Here is a 25,084-nt window from a genome sequence, read left to right as displayed (position 1 = left end):
GATCAGATCAGACCATGCCGCCGGCCACGGCCGGCAGGATCGTCACGTTGTCGCCGTCGGTCAGCTTGGTGTTGATGCCGTCGAGGAAGCGGACGTCCTCGTCGTTGAGGTAGACGTTGACGAAGCGGCGCAGTTCGCCGCCGTCCACGATGCGGGCCTGGATGCCCGTGTGCCGGGTTTCGAGGTCGGCGAACAGCTCGGCGAGGGTCTCCCCGCCGCCCTCGACGGCCTTCTGACCGTCGGTGTAGGTGCGGAGGATGGTGGGGATGCGGACCTCGATGGCCATGGTTGCGGGCTCCTGTCGGGAGGAAAGTCAGGTCGGTGGGCGCGCGGCAGCGCGGTGGAGAAAGGTGTACGCCGGTTGCGGAGCCGCGGCTCACGGCCGTACGGCGGCGGCAGGGTTCAGCGCGTACAGATGGCGCTCTGCAGCCTGCACAGGTCGACGTGCAGCCGCGCCACGAGCATCATGCCCGGCGTCTTGTCGCTCACGTCGTGGGAAACCATGGGGTCATCGTATCGATTCCCGGTCCGGGTCCCGGAATGTGATCCCACATTCCGGACAGATTGCGATCGGGGAATGAGACCGGACAGCTCAGGCCCACAGCTCGGGCCCCCGACTGCGGCCCACGGCTCAGGCGGACTCCCGCCTGACAAGACGCGTGGGGGTGACCACGGAGGAGAGCGGGTGACCGCCGGTCGCCTCTTCGTCGATGCCCGCCGCGGTCCCGCTGAACAGCAGCCGGGCCAGCAGGCGCCCCATGCCTTCGACGTCCTGGTGGACGGTGGTGAGCGGCGGGTCGGTCGACTCGGCGATGGGCGCGAGGTCGTCGAAGCCGACGACGGCCACGTCCTCGGGCACCCGGCGGCCGTGCTCCCGCAGCACCTGCAGCGCGCCGGACGCCATGAGGTCCGAGGCGACGAAGACGGCGTCCAGGTCGGGGCACCGGTCCAGGAGGACGGCCATGGCGTCGGCGCCGCCCTGCCGGGTGTAGTCGGCCCGTTCGATCAGGCGGGGCGAGGCGTCCAGGAGGACGTCCCGGTAGCCGTCGAGGCGGTCGACCGCTGAGGCTTCCTGGTCGTAGGGCCCGGTGATGGTCGCGATGCGTTCACGGCCGATCGAGACGAGGTGGCGGACGGCTTCACGGGCCCCGCCGCGGTTGTCGGCGTCGACGTATATCTGGCCGCGCACGGTCTCGCCCTCACGCAGCAGCGGGCGGCCGCCGAAGACGGCGGGCAGGCCGAGCCGCTCGATCATGCCGGGCAGCGGGTCGTCGGCGCGGAGGGAGAACAGCAGTGCGCCGTCGACGTGGCCGCCGCCGAGGAATTCGCCCACGCGCGGATAGTCGTCGGGTTCCTCGAGGAACAGCAGGACGGGCTGGACGCCGTGCGCGATGAGCTCCTTGCGGATGCCGCGCAGGTGGCAGTCGAAGAACGGGTCGATGAAGACCCGGTCCTGCGGCTGGGTCGCCACGACGGCGACGGCGCCCGTGCGGCGGGTGACCAGCTGGCGGGCGGCCTGGTTCGGTACGTAGCCCAGCTCGGCGATCACGTCCCGGACGCGGTCGACGACCTCCGGGCGCACCTTGAGCTCGCCGTTGACCACTCGCGACACGGTGGACTTCGAGACACCCGACTGGCGGGCGACGTCCTCCAGCGTGGGGCGTCGTCTGTTCGTCCGCTGCGTCAACACCATCTCCGATACGGCGAGTTGGTCGGGGCAATCAGTATGCCTCGACCACCTTGATCTCCTCCTCCGTAACCACGCCCTCGACGATCCGGTACGAGCGGAACTGGAAGGGTCCCGCGTCGTCCGAGTCGGCGGTGGAGACCAGTACATAGTGCGCGCCCGGCTCGTTGGCGTACGAGAGGTCGGTGCGGGAGGGGTAGGCCTCGGTCGCCGTGTGGGAGTGGTAGATGACGACGGGTTCCTCGTCGCGGTCGTCCATCTCCCGGTACAGCTTCAGCAGGTCGCCGGAGTCGAACTCGTAGAACGTGGGCGAGCGGGCGGCGTTGAGCATCGGGATGAACCGCTCGGGGCGGCCGGTGCCCTCCGGGCCCGCTACGACGCCGCACGCCTCGTCGGGGTGGTCCTGGCGCGCGTGCGCGACGATCTGGTCGAACAGGGCCTGGGTGATGGTCAGCATGCTGGCCAGGATAAGCAGAAGGGCGGCCCCGTACCGAGGAGTGGTACGGGGCGGCCCACATCATGAGACCTGGGAGGTCAGCCGACCTTTTCGAAGACCGGGTCGTCGCGCTCGGCGACCTGCGGGTTCCTCGACTTGAGGACGGCCCAGCCGATACCCAGCGCGGCGGCCCAGCCGGCCATCACGTACAGGCAGACGCGGGAGTCTGCGTCGTAGGCGATCAGGCAGGTCACGAAGAGGAGGAACGCGACCGCGACCCAGCTGAACCTCGCGCCGCCCGGGGCGGGGAAGGAGGACGCGGGCAGGCGCCCGGCGTCGACCGCGCGGCGGTACAGGATGTGGCTGATCAGGATCATCAGCCAGGTCCAGATGCCGGCCGCGGTGGCCACCGAGACCACATAGCCGAACGCCTTCTCCGGGACGATGTAGTTGAGGATCACGCCGATGCCCATGAAGAGCACGGAGATGGTGATGCCGAACGCCGGGGTCCTGGTGGAGGAGAGCTTGTTGAAGATCTTCGGGGCCTCGCCGTTGTCCGCCAGGGTGCGCAGCATGCGTCCGGTGGAGTACATGCCGGAGTTGCAGGACGACAGGGCGGCGGTGAGGACGACGAAGTTGACGATACCCGCGCCCGCCGGGATGCCGATCTTCGCGAAGGCCTCCACGAAGGGGCTGACTCCCGGTGCGAACTCCGTCCACTTCACGACGCAGAGGATGACCGTGAGGGCGCCGACGTAGAAGAGGGCGATGCGCCAGGGCAGGGTGTTGATCGCCTTGGGGAGGGTCTTCTCGGGATTCTCGGACTCGCCCGCGGTGACGCCGACGAGTTCGACGGCGAGGTAGGCGAACATGACGCCCTGGAGGGTCATCAGGGAGGAGCCGATGCCCTTGGGGAAGAAGCCGTCGAACTGCCAGAGGTTGGCGACGGAGGCGGTGTCACCGGCCGAGCTGAAGCCGAAGGTGAGGACGCCGAGGCCGATCACGATCATGCCGATGAGCGCGGTGACCTTGACCATCGAGAACCAGAACTCGATCTCGCCGAACAGCTTCACCGAGATCAGGTTGGCGACGAAGAGGACGACCAGGAAGACCAGGGCCGTCACCCACCGCGGGACCTGCGGGAACCAGAAGTTGACGTAGATCGCGGCGGCGGTGAGTTCCGCCATGCCGGTGACGACCCACATCAGCCAGTACGTCCAGCCGGTGAAGAAGCCGAAGAACGGGCCGAGGAACTCGCGCGAGTACTCCGCGAAGGAGCCCGACACCGGGCGGTAGAGCAGGAGTTCGCCGAGCGCCCGCATGATGAAGAAGATGATCACGCCCGCGAGGGCGTACATGAGGATGAGGCTGGGCCCCGCCTTGGCGATGTTCGCCCCGGCGCCCAGGAAGAGGCCGACGCCGATGGCGCCGCCGATCGCGATCATCTGGACCTGACGGCTGCCGAGCCCGCGCTCGTACCCCTCTTCGGGGGCGTCGCCGCCCACGGCCTCACTGCCGTCGTATTCCTTGCCGACCTGCGATGAGGTCACGTCGTGCGCCTTTCTCCATGCCGCTCCGAGCCAGTGACTTGGCTTCGGATCGGGTTCCGATCCCCCCGGATGGTGGAGCTTTCCGCCTGGCCGGCGATCCGCCGGCTCGGTGGCGCACCCGACCGGACATGGGTGTTGTCCTGTCGGGCGGTCGTGAAGATTTATCACGGCCGCAACGTTGATCGACTGGGGGATTCGTGGCACACACCACAGGAAGAACCGGACAAAAGTCTGACCGCGCCCCATAGGACGCGGTCATGGTGACGTGATCGTTATCCGGATTTGAGTGTCCTCTGAGCGAACGCCGAAAGCGGGGTGGATCAGGGCATAAGGGTCTCGACGAGCGTCTCCTGAAGCCCGCCCAGCCACAGATACGCCATCACCATCGGCTTGCGCGGGTCCTCGTCCGGCAGCCGGTAGAGGAGGTCGGTGTCCTCCTCGTCGACGACGTCGAGCCGGGAGCCGATCGCCAGGCGCAGGTCGTTCAGGGCGCGCAGCCACTGCTCGGACTCGTCGGCGGTGAGCTTGAGGACGGCGCCGTCGTCGCCGGACGTCAGCCCGTCCAGGCAGCGGATCACCGTGAGGGCGTTCTCCCGCTTGCCCGCGCGCAGGTCGTTCTCGGTGAAGCGGCGGAACTCCGAGGAGTGGGCGCGCTGCTCCTCGGCCTGTTCGGGCGAGTTGGCCTCGACGTCGGGGCCGCTGTACGCGTCGGGGAAGAGGCGCTGCAGCACGGGGTCGGAGGGCGGCTCGCTTGGGCCCTCCGCGAACAGCTCGGCGAGCGGGTCGTCGGGGGCGTTCTCGGCGGGTCCGGGACCGATGAGCTCCAGGAGCTGGACGGCGAGGGAGCGGATGATGGAGATCTCGACCTCGTCGAGCGCGACGGCCGCGCCGCCGCCGGGGATCGGTTCGAAGTGTCCTGGCATGGAGTGAGTTCGCTGCTTCCGGTCCTGCTCGCGGTTTCCAGGGCTCGGGCTATTTCCGGTCCTGCTGAAGGGTGGCCCACAGACCGTAACCGTGCATGGCCTGTACGTCGCGTTCCATCTCCTCGCGGGATCCGCTGGAGACGACGGCCCGGCCCTTGTGGTGGACGTCGAGCATGAGCTTGTGGGCCTTGTCCTTGCTGTAGCCGAAGTAGGCCTGGAAGACATACGTCACGTAGCTCATGAGGTTGACCGGGTCGTTGTGCACGATCGTCAGCCAGGGAACGTCCGGCTCGGGTACGGCGAAGACCTCCTCCGCCGACTCGGTCTTCTCGGTCTCTAGGGGTGCGGGAGCCGTCACACCGCCCATGCTGCCACCAGAGGGGGGTGCTCGCACAAATGGACCCCGCAGCACAGCACTCGACCACCCACAAATCGTCAGTGTGACGAGATGGGGGTACGATCCGTTCCTATGCAGCATCCCCCGGGGGACAACCCCCGGACCCCCGGCCGACACTGGGGGCGTCCGGAGCGAAATTGCGAGGAGAACACAGTGAATCCAGCGGACCTCGGGCTGCCGGTGGACGTTCCCTCGACGGCGCTCTTCACCGACCAGTACGAGCTGACGATGCTGCAGGCCGCCCTGGCGGCCGGGACCGCCGAGCGGCGCTCGGTCTTCGAGGTCTTCACCCGGCGGCTGCCCGAGGGGCGGCGCTACGGGGTCGTGGCCGGAACCGGGCGGGTCCTCGACGCCGTCGAGAACTTCCGCTTCGACGCGGACGTCCTCGGCTTTCTGCGCGATCGCAAGATCGTGGACGAACCGACCCTGCAGTGGCTCGCCTCGTACCGCTTCGGCGGGGACATCTGGGGCTACCCGGAGGGCGAGGTGTACTTCGCGGGCTCGCCGGTCCTGCGGGTCGAGGGGTCCTTCGCGGAGTGCGTGCTCCTGGAGACCGTGATCCTCTCCATCCTCAACCACGACTCGGCGATCGCGGCCGCCGCCTCCCGGATGGCCTCGGCGGCGGGCGGGCGTCCGCTGATCGAGATGGGCGCCCGGCGCACCCACGAGCTGGCCGCCGTGGCCGCCTCGCGGGCCGCGTACGTCGGTGGCTTCACGACCACCTCCGACCTGGCCGCCGGTTTCCGCTACGACATCCCGACGGTGGGGACGTCCGCGCACGCCTTCACCCTGCTCCACGACACCGAGCGGGACGCGTTCCAGGCCCAGGTGAACTCCCTCGGCCGGGGCACCACGCTGCTGGTGGACACGTACGACGTCGCCGAGGCGGTCCGGACGGCCGTCGAGGTGGCCGGGCCCGAGCTCGGCGCCGTCCGCATCGACTCCGGGGACCTCCTCCTCGTCGCGCACCGGGTGCGGCAGCAGCTGGACGAGCTGGGGGCGACCCGCACGAAGATCATCGTGACCTCCGACCTGGACGAGTACGCGATCGCCTCGCTGGCGGCGGCGCCCGTGGACGCATACGGCGTCGGCACCCAGCTGGTGACGGGATCCGGCCATCCCACCTGCTCCATGGTCTACAAGCTGGTCGCCCGCGCCGAGTCCGCCGACCTGAAGGCCCCGCTGGAACCGGTGGCCAAGAAGTCCACCGGCGGCAAGACCTCCATCGGCGGCCGCAAGTGGGCCGCGCGGCGCCTGGACGAGCACGGGGTCGCCGAGGCCGAGGTGGTCGGCATCGGCCCGGTGCCGGGCGAGCTGGCCGACCGCCAGCTCCTGGTGGAGCTGGTCAAGGGCGGCCGTATCGTCGCGCGCGAGCCCCTCGACGTCGTACGCGACCGGCACGCGGCGGCCCGCGCCAACCTGCCGCTGTCGGCGACCCAGCTCTCGCGCGGCGAAGCGGTCATTCCGACCGAGTACGTCTGAGGTACGGCTGCTGCCGCTGACGTACGGCTATCGCGCGGGCGCATGAACAACCGGTGAGCGGGAATGCAACGGCAACGCCCCCTCCGCACCACGCAAGCGTCCCCTCCGCACTCCGGGACACGGCGCAGCAGCCAAATGCCCCCTCCCGGAGCGCACTTGAAGTCTCTAGGCTCGGTAGCTCAAAGGCCGGGCCCGCACCCCTCCATCAACACCACCGACCTCATGCCGAGCCTAAGGACACCCGCCATGCGCCCCGCCTTGATCGTCGTAGACGTGCAGAACGACTTCTGCGAGGGTGGCAGCCTCGCGGTGGCCGGGGGTGCCGATGTGGCCGCCGCCATCACGGAGCTGATCGGGCAGGCGCCCGCCGGCTACCGCCATGTCGTCGCGACCCGCGACCTCCACATCGCCCCCGGCGGCCACTTCGCCGACAACCCCGACTACGTCCACTCCTGGCCCGCGCACTGCGTGGCCGGCACGGAGGGCGTCGGCTTCCACCCGAACTTCGCCCCGGTCGTCGCCTCCGGCGCGATCGACGCCGTCTTCGACAAGGGCGCGTACGCGGCGGCGTACAGCGGCTTCGAGGGCGCCGACGAGAACGGGGTGACGCTGGCGGACTGGCTGCGGGCCCGGGAGGTCGACGAGGTGGACGTGGTGGGCATCGCGACCGACCACTGCGTACGCGCCACCGCCCTGGACGCCGCCCGCGAGGGCTTCCGTACGCAGGTCCTCCTCGACCTCACGGCCGGAGTGGCCGAGGAGACCACGGACCGGGCCCTGGAGGAGCTACGGAGCGCGGGCGTGGAGCTGACCGGCAAGCCGGTGGTCTGAGCCTCCCGGGGAACTCCTACAGGCCTTGGGGCGCCGCGGGCAGGCCTTGGGGCGCGGGTCTGCGCATGAGCGCCCTGATCGGGTGCCACAGCTCCTGGACCAGCTCCGGGCCGATGTCCGGGCTGACGCTGACACCGTTGTCAGGGGCCGGGGCCGTACGCCATATCAGGCCGTCGGGGTGGTGCAGGACCGCGGTGATCTCGTCCGGGGTGGGCGGCTGGGCGTTGCCCCGCAGGTACACCGCGCGCAGGCCCAGGTTGCGCAGCCGGGTCAGGGCGCGGGCCCGGTTCTGGGCCAGCACGAGCACCCGCACACAGCCGGCGGCCGAGCTGTACGGGCCGGACGGGCTGGGCAGGTTCAGCGCCACCACCACGCTGCCGTTCGGCAGCTTGCAGAAACCTCCTGCGGCCATGAAAAGTCACACCCCCGTGCGGTCCGGTGTCAATAAGAGAATCACAGGACGCACCTAAACACGATCGGCCGCGACCCGCCAGGGGGTCGCGGCCGATCATGCTCTGACCTGCGGAAATGCCTCTTACTTCACTGCGGGGCCGACCTGGAGCGAGATCGTGGAGCCGTTCAGGGCCTCCTTGACGATCTTGATCTTGGTGTTGGTGTCAGTGATCTTGACACCGGCCAGCGGGGTGCTCGTGTCGTAGTAGGTGTTGGTCCGGTCGTTGAAGACCGAGACACCCTTCTGCGACGCGATCTTGGTCGCGACGTCCGCCTTGTGCAGCGTGAGACCGTCGGTGCGGAACAGGCTGAAGGGCGAGTCGTAGGCCTGGATACGGCTGCGCATCACCGTGCCGTCCGCCCACTTCAGGGCGGTCGGGTGGGCGTCGATCGGCAGCACCAGACCAGCACCCGGGTGGACGCTGGTGTTGTTGTCCGGCTGGGAGGTGTCCCACTTCCAGATCAACAGGCCGTTCTGGTACGGGAAGTGCTCCACCCAGTCCGGACGGGTCGTCGAGAAGCCGAAGTTGTACGGGCCGACCTTGAGGGTCTTGTCGTACGACACGTACTGGCGGTTCTCGGCGATGTAGTACTGCGCGTAGTCGTCCGTGATGGACGCGCCGATACGGGAGAAGCCGTCCGCCGTCCAGGCGGCGTCCGCGGTCTCCGCGTCGTCCGAGAAGAGGGCGGTGCCGTCCGCGGTGACGCTGATCTCGTCGGCCGCGAAGCCCTTCTGGGCCACGCCGCCGTCGGTGGCGTAGCGGAAGCGCAGGCCGATGTTCTGGCCCGCGTAGGCGTCCAGCGGGTACGACAGCTTCTTGTACGCCTCGGTCGTGCCGTCGAGCGCCGGCTTGCCGCTGCCGTCACGGCTGATGGCCGCGCCGTCCGCGGTGCCGTCGATGGCGGTCCAGTTGGCGCCGCCGTCGGTGGACACCTCGGTGTAGAGGTAGTCGTAGCCCGCCTCGATGTCCCACCAGCCGTCAAGGGTCAGCGTGGCCGAGGACTTGCCCGTGAGGTCCACGGAACGGGTCAGCGTCTGCGAGAGGTTGTCGCCGCTGCCGCTCCACCACTGGGTCGCGCCCTGCGCCGGTTCGACGATCTCGTTGGTGACCGTCTTCTCGGGCAGTTCGACGACGAGCGCCTGCGCGTTCTTGGTGTTGTACTCGGCGACGCCCAGCGTGTGCGAGGACTTGGTGCCCGCCTTCGCCGTGTCGTAGTTGAGCCAGCCGAGCTGCAGCTTGTCCCAGGCGGTCATGTCGCCGGGGAGGTTGCCGATCTCTTCCTCGCCCGTGCCGAGCCAGGAACCGGACGACATCAGCGTCCAGAAGCCCGTGGAGTTGTCGCCGCCGTTGGTGTCGTAGAGGTCCGGCAGACCGAGGTCGTGGCCGTACTCGTGGGCGAAGACGCCGAGTCCGCCGTTCTCCGGCTGGATGGTGTAGTCGCCGACCCAGATGCCGGTGTCGCCGATCGCGGCGCCGCCGAGCTTGTTGCCCTCGGGTCCGGTGGAACCGGCGTCGGTGCCGAACGCGTACCAGCGGTGGGCCCAGATGGCGTCCGCGCCCTGGGCGCCGCCGCCCGCGGACTCGTCCTCACCGGCGTGCACGATCTGGAAGTGGTCGATGTAGCCGTCGGACTCGTTGAAGTTGCCGTCGCCGTCGAAGTCGTAGCGGTCCCACTGGTCGTACTCGGCCAGCTGCGCCTTGATCTCCGCGTCGGTCGCGCCTGCCGCCTCCTGCGCCGCGACCCAGGCGGTGACGCCGTCCTGCACCGCGTACCAGGCGCCGGTGCTCGCGTCGTTGGAGCCGTAACGGGCCTCGTTGTAGGGGACCTTGACCCAGTCCGAGACCTCGCCGTCGACCGAGTAACGGCCCGACGACTGCTTCTCGTAGTACGTCTTCATCGAGTCGACACCCTTGCCGGTGCCGAAGTAGAGCTCGTTGAAGTGCTCCTGGTTGTAGTCCGCCTGCCAGGCCGTGCTGTTGTCCTTGGTGCGGTCCGGCTCGGCTATCGCGTTGTGCAGCGGGCCGACGGTGCCGCCGTAGCGGCTGTCGATCTGGTCGCCGAACTCGACCAGGATGGTGAAGATCTTGTCGGTCTTCTCCCGGGCCAGCTCGACGTACTTGCCCTTGCTGAGCTGCACGACCTGCGAGCCGTTGCGCTCCTGGGCCGTGGCCTCGCCGGATATGACCTGCTGGAGCGCCTCTTCGCGCTGGGCCGCCTCGCTGTCCGTGAACGGGCCCTTGAGGTCGTGCTCGGTGTCGCTCGCGGCGGGCGATGCCGGGTCACGGCGGTCCACCGTCGGGGCCGACGCACCGGCGTCGGCCTGCGCCACGGCGAACGTCGAGAACGTGGCAGTGGCCGCGGCGAGGGCAACGCCCACCGCCGCCCCTCTGAACGTCCATGATCTGCTGGTCACTTGATGTCCTCCCTCGCGCGCGCTCACGCGGATGGAGGGGTCCAGGTCATGGGGTCCGCGGGCGAATACGCGTGTCAAGTGACGACATTGGACCGGAGTTACCAAAGAAAAGACAGATCTTGACTTGAACCTGGCAACTGCACTATGTAGAGCGGGCGTTCGCTCTGCGGAGCGCCACCACACCGCTCAACAGGCGCGCCGGGACGTCCACTTCATGGACGTGATGACTCCGTGCGCCCCCTGTGCACCGGCACCGTGGGTTAGGTCACGCTTACCGGCCGTTCCACTCGGGCATGCAGGCGAATAGAGTCGATTGGCGGCACGTCGGAATGTCGATGGATTGCCAAGTCGACACCGTTGTCGGCCCCCGATTCGCAGCCTCACCCCCAATGCTCTATCCGCACCCTCCCCCATCGCGAGAGGCACCCGGGGGGAGCACCCCCATCCGAGGAAACGATTGCCATGCCTCGAACGACTGCCATGCCTCGTCCGACCGCCGCACAGCTCGCCTACGGTTCCTGCACCGTGATCCTCTCCACCCTCGCCATGCTGCTGCTGTCTCAGACGAGTTCGGGCCCGGGGATCGTGGCGATCACCCTCTCGGCACTCGTTCTCGGACTCCTCGTCGCCCTGACGGTCCCGCTGCCGAAGCCGGCGCGCACCGTGAAGGTGCCCGTCGTTCCCGTACTGGAGGGGCGCGTCCCCGCACAGCGCGAGACCGCGTCGGTGGCCGCCTCCGTGACGTCCGAGCCCGTACGCGAGCCGGCGAACCCCTAGGTCACCGCAGAAGCGTCAGCACGTACGCGAACCGGCGGGCCCGTGTCTCACGGACCCGCCGGTCGTCGTTTCCCGTCCCACCGCCCGACGGTCAACCGGTGCTGACCACCACCGTCTTGGCCGCCTTGTCGTGGAGGCCCTGTTTGTAGGGCTTGTCGAAGAAGCTCCAACCACCCGCGATCGCGGTCCAGATGCACGCGCAGCAGAACGCGAACGGGATCCACAGGACCAGCGAGCGGATCAGCGTGGTCTGCACGGACGGCGTGGAGCCGTTGTCGAGGTTGGCCACCCGCAGCTTGAACAGCCTCTTGCCGAGGGTCTGCCCCGACTTGCTGATCATGAAGGTGTCGTACCCGACGTAGAGCACGGCGGCGACGAGCGACTGCGCGAAGGACTTGCCGGTGTCGATCTTGTCCGTGTCCACGTCGTACTCGGTGACCCCGAACGCCCATGACAGCAGCCACACCACGATGCCCACGAGGATCATGTCGAGGATCCGCGCAAGGACCCGCTTGCCGCTGTCCGCGAGCGGCGGCATACCGGCGAGCGGATCGCCGCCGTAGGGGCCGCCGGAGCCGTAGGGATCGCCGCCACCACCGTAGGGGGGCGGCTGGGCGCCGGACGGCGGGGGCTGGGCGCCGTACGAGGGGTCGTACGGGGAGCCGCCGCCCTCGGCGGGCGGGGGCTGCTTCTTGAACGGGTCGTCGTCCGGTGGCTGGCCGGAGCCCGGAGGCGGCGGTTCGCTGCTCATGGCCCGAGTGGACCGCGAACCCTCCCCGTCCGCATCCGGCGAGCGGCCGTCCGGGCTACCGGGTTGTGTACGTCCGATGACGCGTGGCTCTGTACGCCCTCTGCGCCGGCGTTCCTTACGTCCGCGCCGCCACGAAGGTGTGGGCCGCCTTGTCGTGCCAGCACTGGCGCCACGGCTTGTCGAACAGGCACCACAGGACACCGATGACCCCGACACCGAGGACGCCCGTGACGCCGTAGACGAGCCAGCGGCGCAGGGCCGAGCCGAAGGACGGGGGTTCGTGGCCCTCGATGTCGCGCACCTCGATGCCGCACAGCTTCTTGCCGAGGGTGCGGCCCCACTTGGCGGTGGGCAGCGCGTCGTAGAGGACGCCGAAGAGGAGCAGGACGGCGAGGATCACACCGAGGTAGCCCGCGGTCGTGCCGTCGAGCAGCCAGACCGTGACGGTCTCGCCGGAGAGCTTGGCCGCATCGATCTTCTCGTTGACGTGGTCGACCGCCTTGGTGCCCAGCGGTACGGCGGCCACGGCGGTGACCCCGGCAAGGACGACGGTGTCCACGAGCCGGGCGGCCAGCCGCTTGCCGAGGCCCGCGGGACGGGCCGCCGACTGCCTGCGCGCGGCCGCCGTGAAGATGTCGTCGACCGGCGGCTTCCACGGCGCGACGGGCTGCCCCTCCTCCGCCGGGTCCCCCGCGAGCCGGTGCACCTGCTGCGCCCAGGAGGGCTGACCGCCGCCGACACCGGGTGCCATGGGGGCGCCGGCTGCCTGCTGGGGGACGGAGGGGGTCACCGGGGTGGCCGGAGCTTGGGCCGCTGGGGTTTGGGCCGCCTGGGCAGCGGCGGCCTGCCCGGCGCCGAAGCCGCCCCCGGCGGACGCGGCGGGCGCACCGGCGGCCGGGGCCGTGCTCCCCGGCTGCGCCCCCTGCTGCGGCGTGCGCGGGCGGAAGGTCATGGTGCCCTCGGAGGGCAGGTCCTCGGCACCGGGTCCTGCGGACCGCCCGCTGCCGCTGCCCGTCCCCTCGACTCCCGCGGGCCGTACCGGTCCCGTCGGGCGCCGGAACACCACGGTGCCGCCGGACGCCGGAGGCTGGGGGCTGCCCGAGTCCGCGGGCGGGATCGTCGCCGTGCCGTCCGTACGTGAGGAGCGGCCGTCGGGCTGGACCACCGGGTCGGCCGGTTCCGACGCGTGGGGTACCCGCGGGTCGGCGGCGCTCGGCGGCGTACCCCAGGCGACGCGGCGGTCCCGCTCGCCGCCGAAACCGGTCTGCCGGGAGCGGTCGGCGCCCCACGCTGCCGCGGGCTCGGGCCGGCTGCCGTGCTGGGCCTCGGCGGGGCTCACCTGCCGGGAGCCGCCGGACGGTTGCGGGTCCTCGTCGAAGAAGTGCGGCCCGGTCTCCTCGGCGGGAGCCGGCGCCTGCGCCTGGGCGGGCACGGACGCCGGGTGCGAGCCGGGCGGCGACGCGAGCGGCACGCCGTCCAACGGCGCCGGACGGCTCGTACCCGGTACCCAGGAGGCACCGTTCCAGTACCGGACATATCCAGGAATGGAGGGATCCGGGTAATACCCTTCGCGGGGCCTGTCGTCACCGGGTGCCGGGGTTGGGGCGCTCATGTCCGTCGTCCCGTATCTGCTCGGGGGTCTTTTGGGGGCTCCACATCTATCAGACCGGCGCACCCGCCACTGCCGCTCCCGCCGTACCCGCCCCATTCGGGCAAGGTTCCGCCACGTCCGGACACCACTGGGCACACCGCTGGGAGCTCAACCCGAAAAAACTTCTCGGAACCCGCGTAATGCTTCCGCCTGAACGCGCTCTCCACTCGTACGGGCCCGCCCACAGGGCCCCGTACGAGAAAGGAAACGCACCGACATGCACACCGTGGTGGAACGCGAACTCGAGCTCAAACTCGTCCTGTCGCCCGAACGCAGCATCCCCGTCCCGGCGCGGCTCAGTTACCGCACCGACGATCCGTACGCCGTCCACATCACCTTCCACATCGGCTCCGACCATCCCGTCAGCTGGACCTTCGCCCGCGAACTGCTCGTGGAGGGGGTGTTCCGGCCGTGCGGGCACGGTGATGTGCGGGTGTGGCCGACGAAGGTCTCGGGCCGCAGTGTCGTGCTGATGGCGCTGAGTTCGCCGGACGGCGACGCGCTGCTCGAAGCACCCTCCGCGCAGGTCTCCGCCTGGCTGGAGCGAACCCTGCGGGCGGTCCCGCCGGGCTCTGAGGCTGAGCAGCTCGGTATCGACGACGGCCTCGCCGAGCTGCTCGCGCCCACTCCGGCCGACGACCTGTGGCTGCGGGATCCGTGGCCGTCGGACGAGTCCAAGGACGGGGAGTAGATCTGGGTGCGTCAGAAGAGCTTGCCGGGGTTGAGGAGTCCCAGCGGGTCGAACGCCGTCTTGATCGCCCGCTGCATCTCCACGCCCACCGGGCCGATCTCGCGCGCCAGCCACTCCTTCTTCAGGACGCCAACGCCGTGCTCGCCGGTGATCGTGCCGCCGAGTTCCAGGCCGAGGGCCATGATCTCGTCGAAGGACTCGCGGGCGCGCCGGGACTCGTCGGGGTCGGAGGCGTCGAAGCAGACGGTGGGGTGGGTGTTGCCGTCGCCCGCGTGCGCGCAGACCCCGATGGTCAGCGAGTACTTGTCGGCGACGCGCTCGATGCCTTCGAGCATGTCGCCGAGCCGGGAACGCGGCACGCACACGTCGTCGATCATCGTCGTGCCCTTCACCGCTTCGAGCGCGGTGAGCGACAACCGCCGCGCCTGGAGCAGCATTTCGGACTCGGCCGCGTCCTCCGCCGGTACCACCTGGGTCGCGCCCGCGGCCTCGCACAGGGCGCCGACCGCGGCGAGGTCCGCGGCGGGGTCGTGGGTGTCGAAGGCGGCCAGGAGCAGGGCCTCGGTGGTCTCCGGGAGGCCCATGTGGGCGAGGTCGTTGACGGCCTTCACCGTCGTGCGGTCCATCAGTTCGAGGAGGGACGGCACATGGCCGCCCTCCATCACCTTGACCACGGCGTCGCAGGCGGCCCGCGCCGACGCGAACTCGGCCACGAGGACCAGCTGTTGGGGCGGCTGCGGCCGCAGCGCCAGGATCGCCCGTACGACGATGCCGAGCGAGCCCTCGGAGCCCACGAAGAGGCGGGTGAGGTCGTACCCGGCGACGCCCTTCGCCGTACGGCGGCCGGTGGTCATGAGCCGCCCGTCGGCCAGCACGACCTCGAGGCCGAGGACGTACTCCGCCGTCACCCCGTACTTGACGCAGCACAGGCCGCCGGAGGCCGTGCCGATGTTGCCGCCGATCGTGCACATCTCCCAGCTGGAGGGGTCCGGCGGGTAGTACAGGCCGTGTTCGTTGACGGCGCGGGAGAGGGTCGCGTTGATGACGCCCGGTTCGACCACCGCGATCCGGTCGACCGGGTTGATCTCGAGGATCTTGTCCATCTTCACCAGGGACAGCACGATGCAGCCGTCCGAGGCGTTGGCGGCACCGGAAAGGCCGGTGCGGGCGCCCTGCGGGACGACGGGGACGCGCAGCTCGGTGGCGATGCGCATGACGTGCTGGACCTGTTCGACGGTGCGCGGAAGGACCACGACGGCCGGGGTGCCCGCCTCGCAGAAGCTCGCCATGTCGTTCGCGTACGAGGCCGTGATGTCCGGGTCGGTGAGAACGGCTTCGGCCGGCAGGCCGCTCAGCAGACGGTCCACGAGGTTGCCGGTGACTTCGTCGCGCGGCGCTTCGATACGACTCATGATCACAGCCTCGCACCCGGGGCCATCGGTGTGAACCCCGTCTGCGGCACCCAACGCGTGCCGTGATGTGGTCTTCGTATTGACGCACAGTGAGCGGCATGGAGATCGAAGAGCAGCGACCGGCCGCGCAGCCACAGGAGCCCGAGCCCTCCGGGTCCCGCTTCTCCCCCTTCGCCAAGTGGGCGCTGATCAGTGCCGCCGCGGGATGCGTCGTACTCGGCGGTGTACTGGTGCTGCTGCCCTCGGCGGAACGGGACGCGGCGCCGCCCGCGCCGGGCCCGGTCGCGCGGGCGCAGACGGCGGTGGGGGCCGGGGTGCCCGCCTCGCTGCCCGACCTGGCGGCGCTCATCGGCGACCGCGAGGCACATCTGCGGGCCCATCCGCGCGACGTCCAGTCGTGGGCCGTGCTCGGTACGGCGTACGTGGAGCAGGGGCGGCGGACCGCGACGCCCGCGTACTACCCGAAGGCCGAGCAGGCGCTGCGTACGTCGCTGAAGGCCCGGCCGAAGGGGAACGTGGAGGCCCTCGACGGCCTCGCGGCGCTCGCCAACGCCCGCGGTGACTTCCGGGCGGGGAAGAAGTGGGGCGAGGCGGCCGTGAAGCTGGCGCCCAAGCGCTGGACGACGTATCCGCTGCTGCTCGACGCGTACACCGGCCTCGGCGACTACAAGGCCACCCGGAAGGCCCTCGACAAGCTGCTCGAGCTGCGCTCCGGGCCGACGGTGACCGCGCGGGCGGCGCGGGTCTACTGGGACCGCGGCTGGCGCGAGGACGCGGCGGCCGCGGTCGCCGACGCGGCGGCGCGCGCGGCCACCCCCACGGAGCAGGCGGCCTTCCTCCAGCAGGCCGGCGAGCTGGCCTGGGAGCGCGGCGACCGCGAGCAGTCCCTCGGCTACTACGAGCGCGCGCTGCGCACCGACCCCGACGAGCACAGCGCCCTCGCCGGGCAGGGGCGCGCGCTGGTGGCGCTGGGGCGCACGTCGGAGGCGCTGCGCGCGTACCAGACGGCGCTCGCCAAGCGGCCCGAGCCGCGGTACGCGCTGGAGCTGGGCGAGCTGTACGAGAAGCTCGGCGTCGACGGGGCCGCGCGCGTGCAGTACGACCTACTGCGGGAGCGTGCGCGGGAGGAGGCCGCCGGGGGTGTCGACGACGCCCTGGTACTCGGGCTCTTCGAGGCGGACCACGGCGATCCCGCGGCGGCCGTGCAGCTGCTGCGCACCGAGTGGAAGCGGCACGGCGGGATCGCCGTCGCGGACGCGCTGGGCTGGGCGCTGCACCGCGTCGGGGAGCACGAGGAGGCCCTCAAGTTCGCCACCAGGGCGATGGACAAGGAGCACGGCGGCGCCGTACGCAGTGCGCTGTACGCCTACCACCGCGGCCAGATCGAACGCTCCCTGGAGCAGTACGGCCCGGCCCGCCGCCACCTCGCCGAGGCTCTGCGCATCAACCCGTACTTCTCGCCGCTGCTCGTGCCGCAGGCGGAGGCGGGGTTGGAGGCGCTGGGCGAGCCGTCGGCGGAGGAGGGGCCGGGGGAATCGGCCGAGGAGGAGTCCGGCGAGGCGGGCGAGTCGGCGGATGAGCCATCGGAGGAACCGTCGGCGGAGCCTTCGGCGTAGCTCCGCGCAGGGTGCCGCTACAGGTTTCCGCGCCTCTCCTGCTCCCGCTCGATCGCCTCGAACAGGGCCTTGAAGTTGCCCTTGCCGAAGCCCATCGAGCCGTGCCTTTCGATGATCTCGAAGAAGACGGTCGGGCGGTCCTGGACCGGCTTGGTGAAGATCTGCAGCAGATAGCCGTCCTCGTCGCGGTCGGCGAGGATCTTCAGTTCGCGCAGGGTGTCGACGGGGACGCGGGTGTCACCGACCCACTCACCGAGGGTGTCGTAGTACGAGTCCGGGGTGTCGAGGAACTGGACGCCGGCCGCGCGCATGGTGCGTACCGTCTCGACGATGTCGCCGGAGTTGAGCGCGATGTGCTGGACGCCCGCGCCGCCGTAGAACTCCAGGTACTCGTCGATCTGGGACTTCTTCTTGGCGATGGCGGGCTCGTTGATCGGGAACTTGACCTTGAGCGTGCCGTCGGCGACGACCTTCGACATCAGCGCGCTGTACTCGGTCGCGATGTCGTCGCCCACGAACTCCTTCATGTTCGTGAAGCCCATGACCTTGTTGTAGAAGCCGACCCACTCGTTCATGCGGCCGAGTTCCACGTTGCCGACACAGTGGTCGATGGCCTGGAAGGTGCGGTGGGCGGGCGGCTCGACGATCGGCGCGGCGGCCGTGAAGCCGGGGAGGTAGGGGCCGTCGTAGCCCGAGCGGTCGACCAGGGTGTGCCGGGTCTCGCCGTAGGTGGCGATCGCGGCGAGTACGACCGTGCCGTGCTCGTCCTTCAGCTCGTACGGCTCGGCGACCGAGCGGGCGCCGTGCTCGATGGCGTACGCGTATGCGGCACGTGCGTCCGGGACCTCGATGGCGAGGTCGACGACGCCGTCGCCGTGCTCGGCCACGTGCTCGGCGAGGAAGTGGCCCCAGGTGGTGGCGGGCTTGATCACGGAGGTGAGGACGAAGCGCGCCGAGCCGTTGGTGAGGACGTACGACGCCGTCTCGCGGCTGCCGTTCTCCGGTCCGGAGTAGGCGACGAGCCGCATGCCGAAGGCCGTGGAGTAGTAGTGCGCGGCCTGCTTGGCGTTGCCGACGGCGAAGACGACCGCGTCCATTCCCTTGACCGGGAAGGGGTCTGCCTGCCGGGCGGTGTCGGGAGTGTGGTCTGTGGTCTGGGTCATGTTCGCAGGCTCCCCCTGCGTGGCAAGGTGCGCAATAGTTTGCGTATTCGCTGGACATTGTGTTCATGCGATCGCCCGATTCAGCGGGCGTTATGTACAAGATGACCATCCCGGAGGCCCGTATGGCGATCGATCATCTGGACGGCCGGCTCATCGTGCTGCTCGCCGAGGAACCGCGTATCGGCGTCCTTGAGATGTCCCGGCGGCTCGGCGTCGCGCGCGGCACCGTGCAGGCGCGGCTTGACCGGCTTCAATCGAATGGAGTGATCCGCGGATTCGGGCCGCAGGTGGATCCGGCCGCGCTCGGCTACCCGGTCACGGCGTTCGCGACCCTGCAGATCAGGCAGGGGCAAGGTGCGGACGTACGGGCGCACTTGACGACCGTCCCCGAGGTGCTCGAGCTGCACACCACGACCGGCGGCGGCGACATGATGTGCCGGCTCGTCGCCCGCTCGAACGCCGATCTCCAACGTGTGATCGACCGGGTTGTCGGTTTTGATGGCATCGTCCGGGCCTCCACGGCGATCGTCATGGAGAACCCCGTTCCGCTGCGGATCATCCCTCTGGTGGAACAAGCGGCGACCGAGCACTGATCAACCGACCGGGGTGACGTGGCGTGAACTTCTGGGAGTACCTGAGCAGCCGCCACCAGCAGCTGCTCACGGACGCGTACCAGCACGCCAGCGCGGTCTTCCAGTGCATGGTCGTGGCGACCGTCATCGGCGTGGTGATCGGTGTCGTCACCTACCGCAGCGAGTGGGCCGGCGGCGTCGCCACCACGACCACGTCCATGATCCTCACGATCCCGTCGCTCGCCATGATCGGTCTGCTGATCCCCATCGTCGGACTCGGCGTCCCGCCGACCGTCATCGCGCTGACGCTGTACGGGCTGCTGCCCATCGTGCGCAACTCGATCGTCGGCCTGCGCGGGGTCGACCCCTCGCTCGTGGACGCGGCGAAGGGCATCGGGATGTCGCGCCTGGCCCGGCTCCTGCGGGTCGAGCTGCCGCTGGCCTGGCCGCCGATCCTCACCGGTATCCGGGTCTCCACACAGATGCTGATGGGCATCGCGGCCATCGCGGCGTACGCCTCCGGGCCCGGCCTCGGCAACGAGATCTTCCGCGGGATCGGCTCCCTGGGCAGCAAGAACGCGCTCAACCAGGTACTCGCGGGGACGCTCGGGATCATCATCCTGGCGCTGCTGTTCGACGCCGCGTACGTCCTCATCGGGCGGCTGACCATCCCGAGGGGGATCCGTGTCTGAGACGACCGAGGTCGAGAGCGCGCACGCCTCCACGTCCGGCGCCACCATCGAGCTGGAGAACCTCACCAAGCGCTATCCGGGCAGCAGCGACCCGGCGGTCGACAACGTCAACATGGAGATCAAGGCGGGCGAACTCGTCGTCTTCGTGGGCCCGTCGGGCTGCGGCAAGTCCACCACCCTGAAAATGATCAACCGGCTGATCGAGCCGACGGGCGGGCGCATCCGCATCGGCGGCGAGGACGTCACCGACATGGACCCGGTGAAGCTGCGCCGCAAGGTCGGGTACGCGATCCAGTCCTCGGGGCTCTTCCCGCACATGACGGTCGCTCAGAACATCGCCCTCGTACCGAAGATGACCGGCTGGTCCAAGTCGAGGATCAAGTCCCGGGTGGAGGAGATGCTCGACCTGGTCGGTCTCGACCCGGGCGAGTTCCACGGCCGCTATCCGCGCCAGCTCTCCGGCGGCCAGCAGCAACGCGTGGGCGTGGCCCGGGCGTTGGCCGCCGACCCGCCCGTCCTGCTGATGGACGAACCCTTCGGCGCGGTGGACCCGATCACCCGGGACCACCTCCAGGACGAACTGATCCGGCTCCAGCACGAGTTGCACAAGACGATCGTCTTCGTGACGCACGACTTCGACGAGGCGATCAAGCTGGGCGACCGGATCGCGGTGCTGCGCGAGCGCTCGCACATCGCGCAGTTCGACACCCCGGAGGCGATCCTCACCAACCCGGCCGACGACTTCGTGTCCGGGTTCGTGGGCGCGGGCGCGGCCCTGAAGCGGCTCAATCTCAGCCGCGTACGGGATGTCGCGATCACCGACTATCCGACGGTCACCGTCGACGACCCGCTCCAGGACATCTTCAACAAGCTCCGCTCCAGCGGCACGAACGAGATCCTGCTGCTCGACAAGCGGAGCCGCCCCTACAAGTGGCTGCGGCGCGGCGACCTGATGCGGGCCAGGGGCTCGCTGGCGCGGGCGGGAACGCTGGTGCACGACACGGTGACGAGGGATGCGACTCTGCGGGACGCCCTTGAGGCCGTACTCACGGACAACACGGGCCGGGTCGCGGTGACCGGGCGGCGCGGCGAGTACATCGGCGTCGTCGACATGGAGACACTGATGAACTCCGTGCACGAACTCCTGGAGGCCGACCGGCTGGACGCCATGGAGCACCAGCACGAGCTGGAGGAGGCGCGCGCCCACCAGACCCACTTCGAGCAGGAGGGCGTGGACAGCGGGGAGGCGAAGGCGTGAGCACTCCCCCGTCCAAGCAGCGCCCCGAGGGCGAGCACGAGGTCAAGGGGCTCGCCTTCCGTGACGAGGGCGCGGCCGAGCAGGAGGCCCCGCCGCCGGCCGCCGCCACGGTGAAGCGCCGGATCAGCTGGCAGAAGCTGACCTTCCTGCCGGCGTTCCTGGCGGCCGTGCTCCTGGCCACCTGGCTCTGGTTCGAGCAGGCGGACCTGGACTCGATCTCCGAGAACGCGATCGCGGGCGACCTGGTGTGGAAGGCACTGCGGCAGCACATCCAACTGACCGTGATCTCCACGTTCTTCGTGCTGATCATCGCGATCCCGCTGGGCATCCTGCTGACCCGCAGGGCGTTCCGTATGGCGACCCCGATCGCGATGACGTTCGCCAACATGGGCCAGGCCACCCCCGCCATCGGCCTCCTCGCGCTCCTGGTCATCTGGCTGGGCATCGGCGAGAAGGCGGCCCTGATCGGCATGATCGCCTACGCGGTCCTGCCGGTCCTCTCCAACACGATCGCGGGCCTGAAGGCGAACGACCCGACGCTGCTGGAGGCCGCGCGCGGCATCGGCATGTCACCGATGGGGGTCCTGTCCCGGATCGAACTCCCGCTGGCCGTACCGCTGATCCTCGCGGGCGTCCGCACCGCGCTCGTCCTGAACGTGGGCACCGCGACCCTCGCCACCTTCGGCGGAGGCGGCGGTCTCGGCGTGCTCATCACCACCGGAATCACCACCCAGCGCATGCCGGTCCTGGTCCTCGGCTCGGTCCTCACGGTGGCCCTCGCGCTGCTCGTGGACTGGCTCGCCTCGCTGGCCGAACTGCTTCTTCGGCCACGGGGGTTGGAGGTGGAGTCGTGAGGCGTACGTGCCTGATGCTGGCCGGGGTTCTTGTCGCGGCGTCCGGCTGCGGGCTGACCAGCGGCTCCCCCATGGTCGACGACGTCGAGCCCGGCTCCATCGGCCAGGGCAAGCCCCTCGACGGCGCCGATCTGACGGTGACGTCAAAGGAGTTCACCGAGCAGCTGATCCTCGGCGCGATCATGGGCATCGCCTTCCAGGCGGCCGGCGCGGAGGTGCTCGACCGCACGGGCATCCAGGGTTCGATCGGCGCCCGCGAGGCGGTGAAGAGCGGGGACGCGGACGGCATGTACGAGTACACGGGCACCGCCTGGATCACGTACCTCGGCAACAGCGAGCCCATCGCCGACCCGCAGAAGCAGTGGGAGGCCGTGCGCGACGCGGACGCGAAGAACGGCATCACCTGGCTGCCGCCGTCCACCCTCAACAACACCTACGCACTCGCCATGAACCAGTCCAACTTCAAGAAGTACGGCACGAAGACGCTCTCCGACGTGGCCGCGCTCGCCAAGTCGGACCCGGGCGCGGTGACGCTGTGCGTGGAGAGCGAGTTCGCCAACCGGGCAGACGGGCTGCCGGGCATGGAGAAGGCGTACGGGATGAACATCCCCACCGGGAACATCACCCAGATGGACACCGGGATCATCTACACCCAGGTGGCGAAGGGGACTTGCACCTACGGGGAGGTGTTCACCACCGACGGGCGCATCAAGTCGATGAACCTGGAGGTGATGGCGGACGACAAGAAGTTCTTCCCCAACTACAACGTCGCCCCCGAGATCAACTCCAAGGCCTTGAAGAAGTGGCCGGCGATCGCCGAGGTCCTCGACCCGATCACCAAGAAGCTGAACAACAGCGTGGCCCAGACGCTGAACGCAAAGGTGGACGTGGACGGGGAGGACCCGCATCAGGTGGCGTTGGACTGGATGAAGGCGGAGGGGTTCGTCAAGGGCGGGTGAGTCTCCCCCGGGTGGCGGGCGAGCTCACCGCGCTGCGGCAGCGGGGGCCCTCCACGGCGTCGATGCTCGCCGCGCGCCTGGGCGAGTCCAGCGGCGCGACCAGCTACCACTTGCGACAACTCGCCGCGCACGGCTTCGTCGAGGACGCCCCGGATCGGGGCAAAGGGCGGGAGCGCTGGTGGCAGGCGGTCGTTCAGGCCCTGGGCTTCGACGAGACGCTACTCAAAGACCCCGACCCGAGCGTGCGCGGTGCGGCCGACATGTACCTGCACGAGATCGCCACCACCCACGCCCGTGAGCTGTCGACCTGGCTGGGCACACACGACGACTGGCCGGAGTGGACCCGCGCCACCGACATGAGCGACTTCACGCTACGGCTGACACCGGAGCTCTCCCGCGAACTCATCGCGAAGATGCACGACTTGCTCAACAGCTACCGCGCCCTCGCCCCGGCCGAGGACGACCCCGAGGCGGCGCAAGTGCGCTTCCACACCCACTCGTTCCCCATCGACAAGGACTGAGAGGCACTGCGATGACCGACCCCACAACCCACCTCGCCCTGCACCACACCCGCGCCGGCTCACTAAGGGCAAGCCGCAAACTGTCCGCTGCTGACAAAGGCGCGGCCAGTCGTACGAAATCTGCTCAGCGGTGCCTGAAACGCCGCCAGGTGCGGTCCTACTGTCCGGTACATGACTACGAGCCGCACGAGACGTCCGAAGTGGCGGAGCGCCGCGATCGCGGGGCTGCTCGCCGTAGGGGGCCTGACGGCATTGCCCGCCGCGCAGGCGGCCACCACGCGAGTGGAGACACCCGTCGTGTCCTCATCACCCATCACTGGTGTCACCGAGTCCGTCGTCAAGGTGAGGATGCCGCTGCCCGCCTCCGTGGGCAGCCATCCGGCGGCCTGCGACTGGCTGTCGTATCTGCGCTACAGGGACAGCGAGGGCCCGGCCGCCTCGGCCGACGCCGACAAGATCCTGGTCGCGCAGCCCGGGATCCTGGAAGGTGCCGGGGCCTTCGACAGCGTGGCCCGCAACACGATCACGCAGGCCGCGAAGGAGGGCCGGCACATCGAGTTCTGGGCCCTCGACCGGCGGTCGAACTGCCTGGAGGACCGTACCGGGGTCCAGGCCGGTCTGGACTCCGGCGACCCGCACCAGGCGATCGACTACTACTTCAACGGCAAGGCGGTGGGCGGTAAGAAGTTCGCCGGCTGGCTGGACAACAGCCAGGTCGGGTGGCTGTCGAAGGTCGGCCTTGAGCAGACCGTACGCGACGAGTACGACCTGCTGGCCGCCGAACTTCCCTCGCAGGCCCTGCGCAAGCAGAAGGTGCTGTGCGGCGGCCACTCGCTCGGCGGGGTGCTCACCGGCTACTTCGCCACCTGGGACTTCGACGGGAATCCGGCCACCACCGCCGACGCCGGGTACAACCAGTGCTCGGGCTACTTCGCCCTCGACACCACCATCTCCACCTCGCTCGACGACCTGCAGGGCAGCATGCCCGGCGACATCAACCTCCCGGACATCGGCATCGGCTACGCCGCCGTGCAGGCGGGCCTGGACACCGGGCTGCTGCCCCGTGCCGTCCAGGCGCCCGTCGTGATCAACGCGGCGACGATGACCCTGCTGTCGGTGGCCGGACTGTGGGCCACGGTCAACCCGGACGGCGAGTCGGATCTCGCCCTGTCGGTGCCGCCGAACACGAACGTCGACGCGACCAACCGGCTGCTGTTCTCCAAGGACGCCGCCACCTTCCTGGTGGGGACGCCGGCGATCGAGGACTTCCGGCTCACCAACGAGGCCGCGCTCGGCGCGCTCATGGACGACAACTCGGTGCCGCTGTCCTTCATCCAGTCCAGCGTCGGCTTCTTCGACGGCGGAGGAACAGGGGAGATCGTCGACAAGAACTTCCCGGTGGCCAACGGCGACGACAGCGCGTCCGCCCTCACCGGCACCGAGTACAAGGCGATACCGGCCGAGCCGAACGGCCCCCTCTACACCTGGCGCAACTACGACCGCGTGGGCGCCGCCGACGACCCCGGCTACACGTCCGCCGACGGCACGCCCTTCACCGACGCCGGCAAGGAGGTCACCGACATCCAGGAGCTCGCCCGCAGCCTGTCGGAGCAGCCGCTGGACTTCACCGAGAACTACTTCCCGACCAAGCTCGTCACCGACATCGAACTCGGCACCTCCCCACAGGTGAGCAGGTTCATCGTGCATCCCGACGGGCTGACCGCCAATCCCACCATCACGCTGCTCGCGGGCGACGGCCTGCTCGGCGACGACCCGCCCGCGGAACTCGACCCGGTCATCGCGCCCGGCTATCAGCACCTGGACGTGCTGACCGCCGCGCCGGAGCAGAACAACGGCGAGCCGGAAACGGTGTCCGCGAACCTCGCGGAATTCGCCGTGGAGAACTGAGCGACAACTCGGACCTGACAAAGGACCTGACAGAGGGGGCCCGGAGAGCTGCAGCTCTCCGGGCCCCCTTTTTTTGTGCGGCTC

General features: G+C 69.6%; 25 protein-coding genes. 12 read left to right on the top strand and 13 right to left on the bottom strand.

Annotated elements, in window-relative coordinates:
* Window positions 1-7 precede the first annotated feature (7 nt).
* The 7 genes from OG246_RS14405 to clpS form a co-directional block, all read right to left on the bottom strand.
* A complete protein-coding gene (locus OG246_RS14405) occupies window positions 8-286 on the bottom strand; it encodes a MoaD/ThiS family protein (RefSeq protein WP_266461084.1) in 279 nt (92 codons plus the stop codon).
* Window positions 287-402: 116 nt separating this feature from the next.
* Window positions 403-504 carry a putative leader peptide gene (locus OG246_RS42775; RefSeq protein WP_323178296.1) on the bottom strand — a complete coding sequence of 34 codons (102 nt, stop codon included), beginning with the start codon at window positions 502-504 and terminating at the stop codon, window positions 403-405.
* 127 nt (window positions 505-631) lie between these two features.
* On the bottom strand, window positions 632-1,693 hold the full coding sequence (locus OG246_RS14400; protein WP_266461082.1) for a LacI family DNA-binding transcriptional regulator: 1,062 nt from the start codon (window positions 1,691-1,693) through the stop codon (window positions 632-634).
* Between the two features lie 28 nt (window positions 1,694-1,721).
* Complete coding sequence (locus OG246_RS14395; protein WP_266461079.1) at window positions 1,722-2,144, bottom strand: M67 family metallopeptidase; 423 nt, start codon at window positions 2,142-2,144, stop codon at window positions 1,722-1,724.
* 77 nt (window positions 2,145-2,221) lie between these two features.
* Window positions 2,222-3,673, bottom strand: coding sequence for an amino acid permease (locus tag OG246_RS14390; protein ID WP_266461077.1), 1,452 nt, complete (start codon window positions 3,671-3,673; stop codon window positions 2,222-2,224).
* Window positions 3,674-3,993: 320 nt separating this feature from the next.
* On the bottom strand, window positions 3,994-4,596 hold the full coding sequence (locus OG246_RS14385) for a DUF2017 domain-containing protein (protein WP_266461075.1): 603 nt from the start codon (window positions 4,594-4,596) through the stop codon (window positions 3,994-3,996).
* A 49-nt stretch (window positions 4,597-4,645) separates the two neighbouring features.
* Window positions 4,646-4,963, bottom strand: coding sequence for an ATP-dependent Clp protease adapter ClpS (gene clpS, locus OG246_RS14380; protein WP_266461072.1), 318 nt, complete (start codon window positions 4,961-4,963; stop codon window positions 4,646-4,648).
* A 183-nt stretch (window positions 4,964-5,146) separates the two neighbouring features.
* Here clpS and OG246_RS14375 point away from each other — a divergent pair, with 183 nt between their 5' ends.
* Window positions 5,147-6,475 carry a nicotinate phosphoribosyltransferase gene (locus tag OG246_RS14375; RefSeq protein WP_266461069.1) on the top strand — a complete coding sequence of 443 codons (1,329 nt, stop codon included), beginning with the start codon at window positions 5,147-5,149 and terminating at the stop codon, window positions 6,473-6,475.
* Between the two features lie 246 nt (window positions 6,476-6,721).
* Window positions 6,722-7,306, top strand: a complete 585-nt coding sequence (locus OG246_RS14370; protein WP_266461067.1) for an isochorismatase family protein — start codon at window positions 6,722-6,724, stop codon at window positions 7,304-7,306.
* Between the two features lie 16 nt (window positions 7,307-7,322).
* On the opposite strand, the gene OG246_RS14365 is transcribed toward OG246_RS14370, so the two are convergent.
* Together OG246_RS14365 and OG246_RS14360 are read right to left on the bottom strand one after the other, a co-directional pair.
* Window positions 7,323-7,718, bottom strand: coding sequence for a hypothetical protein (locus OG246_RS14365; RefSeq protein WP_266461065.1), 396 nt, complete (start codon window positions 7,716-7,718; stop codon window positions 7,323-7,325).
* A 123-nt stretch (window positions 7,719-7,841) separates the two neighbouring features.
* Complete coding sequence (locus tag OG246_RS14360) at window positions 7,842-10,175, bottom strand: immune inhibitor A domain-containing protein (RefSeq protein WP_266461063.1); 2,334 nt, start codon at window positions 10,173-10,175, stop codon at window positions 7,842-7,844.
* 480 nt (window positions 10,176-10,655) lie between these two features.
* Between OG246_RS14360 and OG246_RS14355 the strand changes: the two genes are divergently transcribed.
* Window positions 10,656-10,952 carry a hypothetical protein gene (locus tag OG246_RS14355; protein ID WP_266464197.1) on the top strand — a complete coding sequence of 99 codons (297 nt, stop codon included), beginning with the start codon at window positions 10,656-10,658 and terminating at the stop codon, window positions 10,950-10,952.
* Between the two features lie 91 nt (window positions 10,953-11,043).
* On the opposite strand, the gene OG246_RS14350 is transcribed toward OG246_RS14355, so the two are convergent.
* Together OG246_RS14350 and OG246_RS14345 are read right to left on the bottom strand one after the other, a co-directional pair.
* Entirely contained in the window at window positions 11,044-11,703 is a 660-nt protein-coding gene (locus tag OG246_RS14350; protein WP_266461061.1) for an RDD family protein, read from the bottom strand.
* Window positions 11,704-11,818: 115 nt separating this feature from the next.
* Window positions 11,819-13,315 carry an RDD family protein gene (locus OG246_RS14345; protein WP_266461059.1) on the bottom strand — a complete coding sequence of 499 codons (1,497 nt, stop codon included), beginning with the start codon at window positions 13,313-13,315 and terminating at the stop codon, window positions 11,819-11,821.
* A gap of 256 nt (window positions 13,316-13,571) precedes the next feature.
* Here OG246_RS14345 and OG246_RS14340 point away from each other — a divergent pair, with 256 nt between their 5' ends.
* A complete protein-coding gene (locus OG246_RS14340) occupies window positions 13,572-14,045 on the top strand; it encodes an SsgA family sporulation/cell division regulator (protein WP_266461056.1) in 474 nt (157 codons plus the stop codon).
* A gap of 11 nt (window positions 14,046-14,056) precedes the next feature.
* Here OG246_RS14340 and OG246_RS14335 read toward each other — a convergent pair whose 3' ends face one another.
* Window positions 14,057-15,463 carry an FAD-binding oxidoreductase gene (locus tag OG246_RS14335; RefSeq protein WP_266461053.1) on the bottom strand — a complete coding sequence of 469 codons (1,407 nt, stop codon included), beginning with the start codon at window positions 15,461-15,463 and terminating at the stop codon, window positions 14,057-14,059.
* Between the two features lie 92 nt (window positions 15,464-15,555).
* On the opposite strand from OG246_RS14335, the gene OG246_RS14330 reads away from it, so the two are divergent.
* Entirely contained in the window at window positions 15,556-17,073 is a 1,518-nt protein-coding gene (locus OG246_RS14330) for a lipopolysaccharide assembly protein LapB (RefSeq protein ID WP_266461052.1), read from the top strand.
* A 17-nt stretch (window positions 17,074-17,090) separates the two neighbouring features.
* Here OG246_RS14330 and hppD read toward each other — a convergent pair whose 3' ends face one another.
* The gene (gene hppD / locus OG246_RS14325; protein ID WP_266461051.1) at window positions 17,091-18,236 is read right to left on the bottom strand and encodes a 4-hydroxyphenylpyruvate dioxygenase; all 1,146 of its coding nucleotides are present in this window, start codon (window positions 18,234-18,236) and stop codon (window positions 17,091-17,093) included.
* 122 nt (window positions 18,237-18,358) lie between these two features.
* On the opposite strand from hppD, the gene OG246_RS14320 reads away from it, so the two are divergent.
* The 7 genes from OG246_RS14320 (at window position 18,359) to OG246_RS14290 (ending at window position 25,000) form a co-directional block, all read left to right on the top strand.
* Window positions 18,359-18,829, top strand: a complete 471-nt coding sequence (locus OG246_RS14320; protein ID WP_266464196.1) for an Lrp/AsnC family transcriptional regulator — start codon at window positions 18,359-18,361, stop codon at window positions 18,827-18,829.
* A 23-nt stretch (window positions 18,830-18,852) separates the two neighbouring features.
* Window positions 18,853-19,500 (top strand): ABC transporter permease, encoded by a 648-nt coding sequence (locus OG246_RS14315; protein WP_266461050.1) that lies wholly within the window; start codon window positions 18,853-18,855, stop codon window positions 19,498-19,500.
* Window positions 19,493-20,758, top strand: coding sequence for a betaine/proline/choline family ABC transporter ATP-binding protein (locus OG246_RS14310; protein ID WP_266461049.1), 1,266 nt, complete (start codon window positions 19,493-19,495; stop codon window positions 20,756-20,758). The genes OG246_RS14315 and OG246_RS14310 overlap by 8 nt, the downstream gene beginning before the upstream one ends.
* Window positions 20,755-21,612, top strand: coding sequence for an ABC transporter permease (locus OG246_RS14305; protein ID WP_266461046.1), 858 nt, complete (start codon window positions 20,755-20,757; stop codon window positions 21,610-21,612). Before OG246_RS14310 ends, OG246_RS14305 begins: the two co-directional genes overlap by 4 nt.
* A 14-nt stretch (window positions 21,613-21,626) precedes the next feature.
* On the top strand, window positions 21,627-22,571 hold the full coding sequence (locus OG246_RS14300; RefSeq protein ID WP_266464195.1) for a glycine betaine ABC transporter substrate-binding protein: 945 nt from the start codon (window positions 21,627-21,629) through the stop codon (window positions 22,569-22,571).
* The gene (locus OG246_RS14295) at window positions 22,568-23,092 is read left to right on the top strand and encodes a helix-turn-helix domain-containing protein (protein WP_266461044.1); all 525 of its coding nucleotides are present in this window, start codon (window positions 22,568-22,570) and stop codon (window positions 23,090-23,092) included. The genes OG246_RS14300 and OG246_RS14295 overlap by 4 nt, the downstream gene beginning before the upstream one ends.
* A gap of 171 nt (window positions 23,093-23,263) precedes the next feature.
* On the top strand, window positions 23,264-25,000 hold the full coding sequence (locus OG246_RS14290; RefSeq protein ID WP_266461041.1) for a hypothetical protein: 1,737 nt from the start codon (window positions 23,264-23,266) through the stop codon (window positions 24,998-25,000).
* Window positions 25,001-25,084: the final 84 nt, after the last annotated feature.

This window comes from Streptomyces sp. NBC_00620 (assembly GCF_026341825.1).
In the GTDB taxonomy this organism is placed as follows: domain Bacteria; phylum Actinomycetota; class Actinomycetes; order Streptomycetales; family Streptomycetaceae; genus Streptomyces.
The sequence above is the reverse complement of the archived record's forward strand: the minus strand, read 5'-3'. Positions and strand labels throughout refer to the sequence as shown.

What these genes read in the sequence shown, in the direction of transcription:
- OG246_RS14405 (WP_266461084.1), bottom strand. Translation starts at nt 286, where the DNA reads ATGGCCATCGAGGTCCGCATCCCCACCATCCTCCGCACCTACACCGAC.
- OG246_RS42775 (WP_323178296.1), bottom strand. Translation starts at nt 504, where the DNA reads ATGGTTTCCCACGACGTGAGCGACAAGACGCCGGGCATGATGCTCGTG.
- OG246_RS14400 (WP_266461082.1), bottom strand. Translation starts at nt 1,693, where the DNA reads ATGGTGTTGACGCAGCGGACGAACAGACGACGCCCCACGCTGGAGGAC.
- OG246_RS14395 (WP_266461079.1), bottom strand. Translation starts at nt 2,144, where the DNA reads ATGCTGACCATCACCCAGGCCCTGTTCGACCAGATCGTCGCGCACGCG.
- OG246_RS14385 (WP_266461075.1), bottom strand. Translation starts at nt 4,596, where the DNA reads ATGCCAGGACACTTCGAACCGATCCCCGGCGGCGGCGCGGCCGTCGCG.
- clpS (WP_266461072.1), bottom strand. Translation starts at nt 4,963, where the DNA reads ATGGGCGGTGTGACGGCTCCCGCACCCCTAGAGACCGAGAAGACCGAG.
- OG246_RS14370 (WP_266461067.1), top strand. Translation starts at nt 6,722, where the DNA reads ATGCGCCCCGCCTTGATCGTCGTAGACGTGCAGAACGACTTCTGCGAG.
- OG246_RS14365 (WP_266461065.1), bottom strand. Translation starts at nt 7,718, where the DNA reads ATGGCCGCAGGAGGTTTCTGCAAGCTGCCGAACGGCAGCGTGGTGGTG.
- OG246_RS14355 (WP_266464197.1), top strand. Translation starts at nt 10,656, where the DNA reads ATGCCTCGTCCGACCGCCGCACAGCTCGCCTACGGTTCCTGCACCGTG.
- OG246_RS14350 (WP_266461061.1), bottom strand. Translation starts at nt 11,703, where the DNA reads ATGAGCAGCGAACCGCCGCCTCCGGGCTCCGGCCAGCCACCGGACGAC.
- OG246_RS14345 (WP_266461059.1), bottom strand. Translation starts at nt 13,315, where the DNA reads ATGAGCGCCCCAACCCCGGCACCCGGTGACGACAGGCCCCGCGAAGGG.
- OG246_RS14340 (WP_266461056.1), top strand. Translation starts at nt 13,572, where the DNA reads ATGCACACCGTGGTGGAACGCGAACTCGAGCTCAAACTCGTCCTGTCG.
- OG246_RS14330 (WP_266461052.1), top strand. Translation starts at nt 15,556, where the DNA reads ATGGAGATCGAAGAGCAGCGACCGGCCGCGCAGCCACAGGAGCCCGAG.
- hppD (WP_266461051.1), bottom strand. Translation starts at nt 18,236, where the DNA reads ATGACCCAGACCACAGACCACACTCCCGACACCGCCCGGCAGGCAGAC.
- OG246_RS14320 (WP_266464196.1), top strand. Translation starts at nt 18,359, where the DNA reads ATGGCGATCGATCATCTGGACGGCCGGCTCATCGTGCTGCTCGCCGAG.
- OG246_RS14300 (WP_266464195.1), top strand. Translation starts at nt 21,627, where the DNA reads ATGCTGGCCGGGGTTCTTGTCGCGGCGTCCGGCTGCGGGCTGACCAGC.
- OG246_RS14290 (WP_266461041.1), top strand. Translation starts at nt 23,264, where the DNA reads ATGACTACGAGCCGCACGAGACGTCCGAAGTGGCGGAGCGCCGCGATC.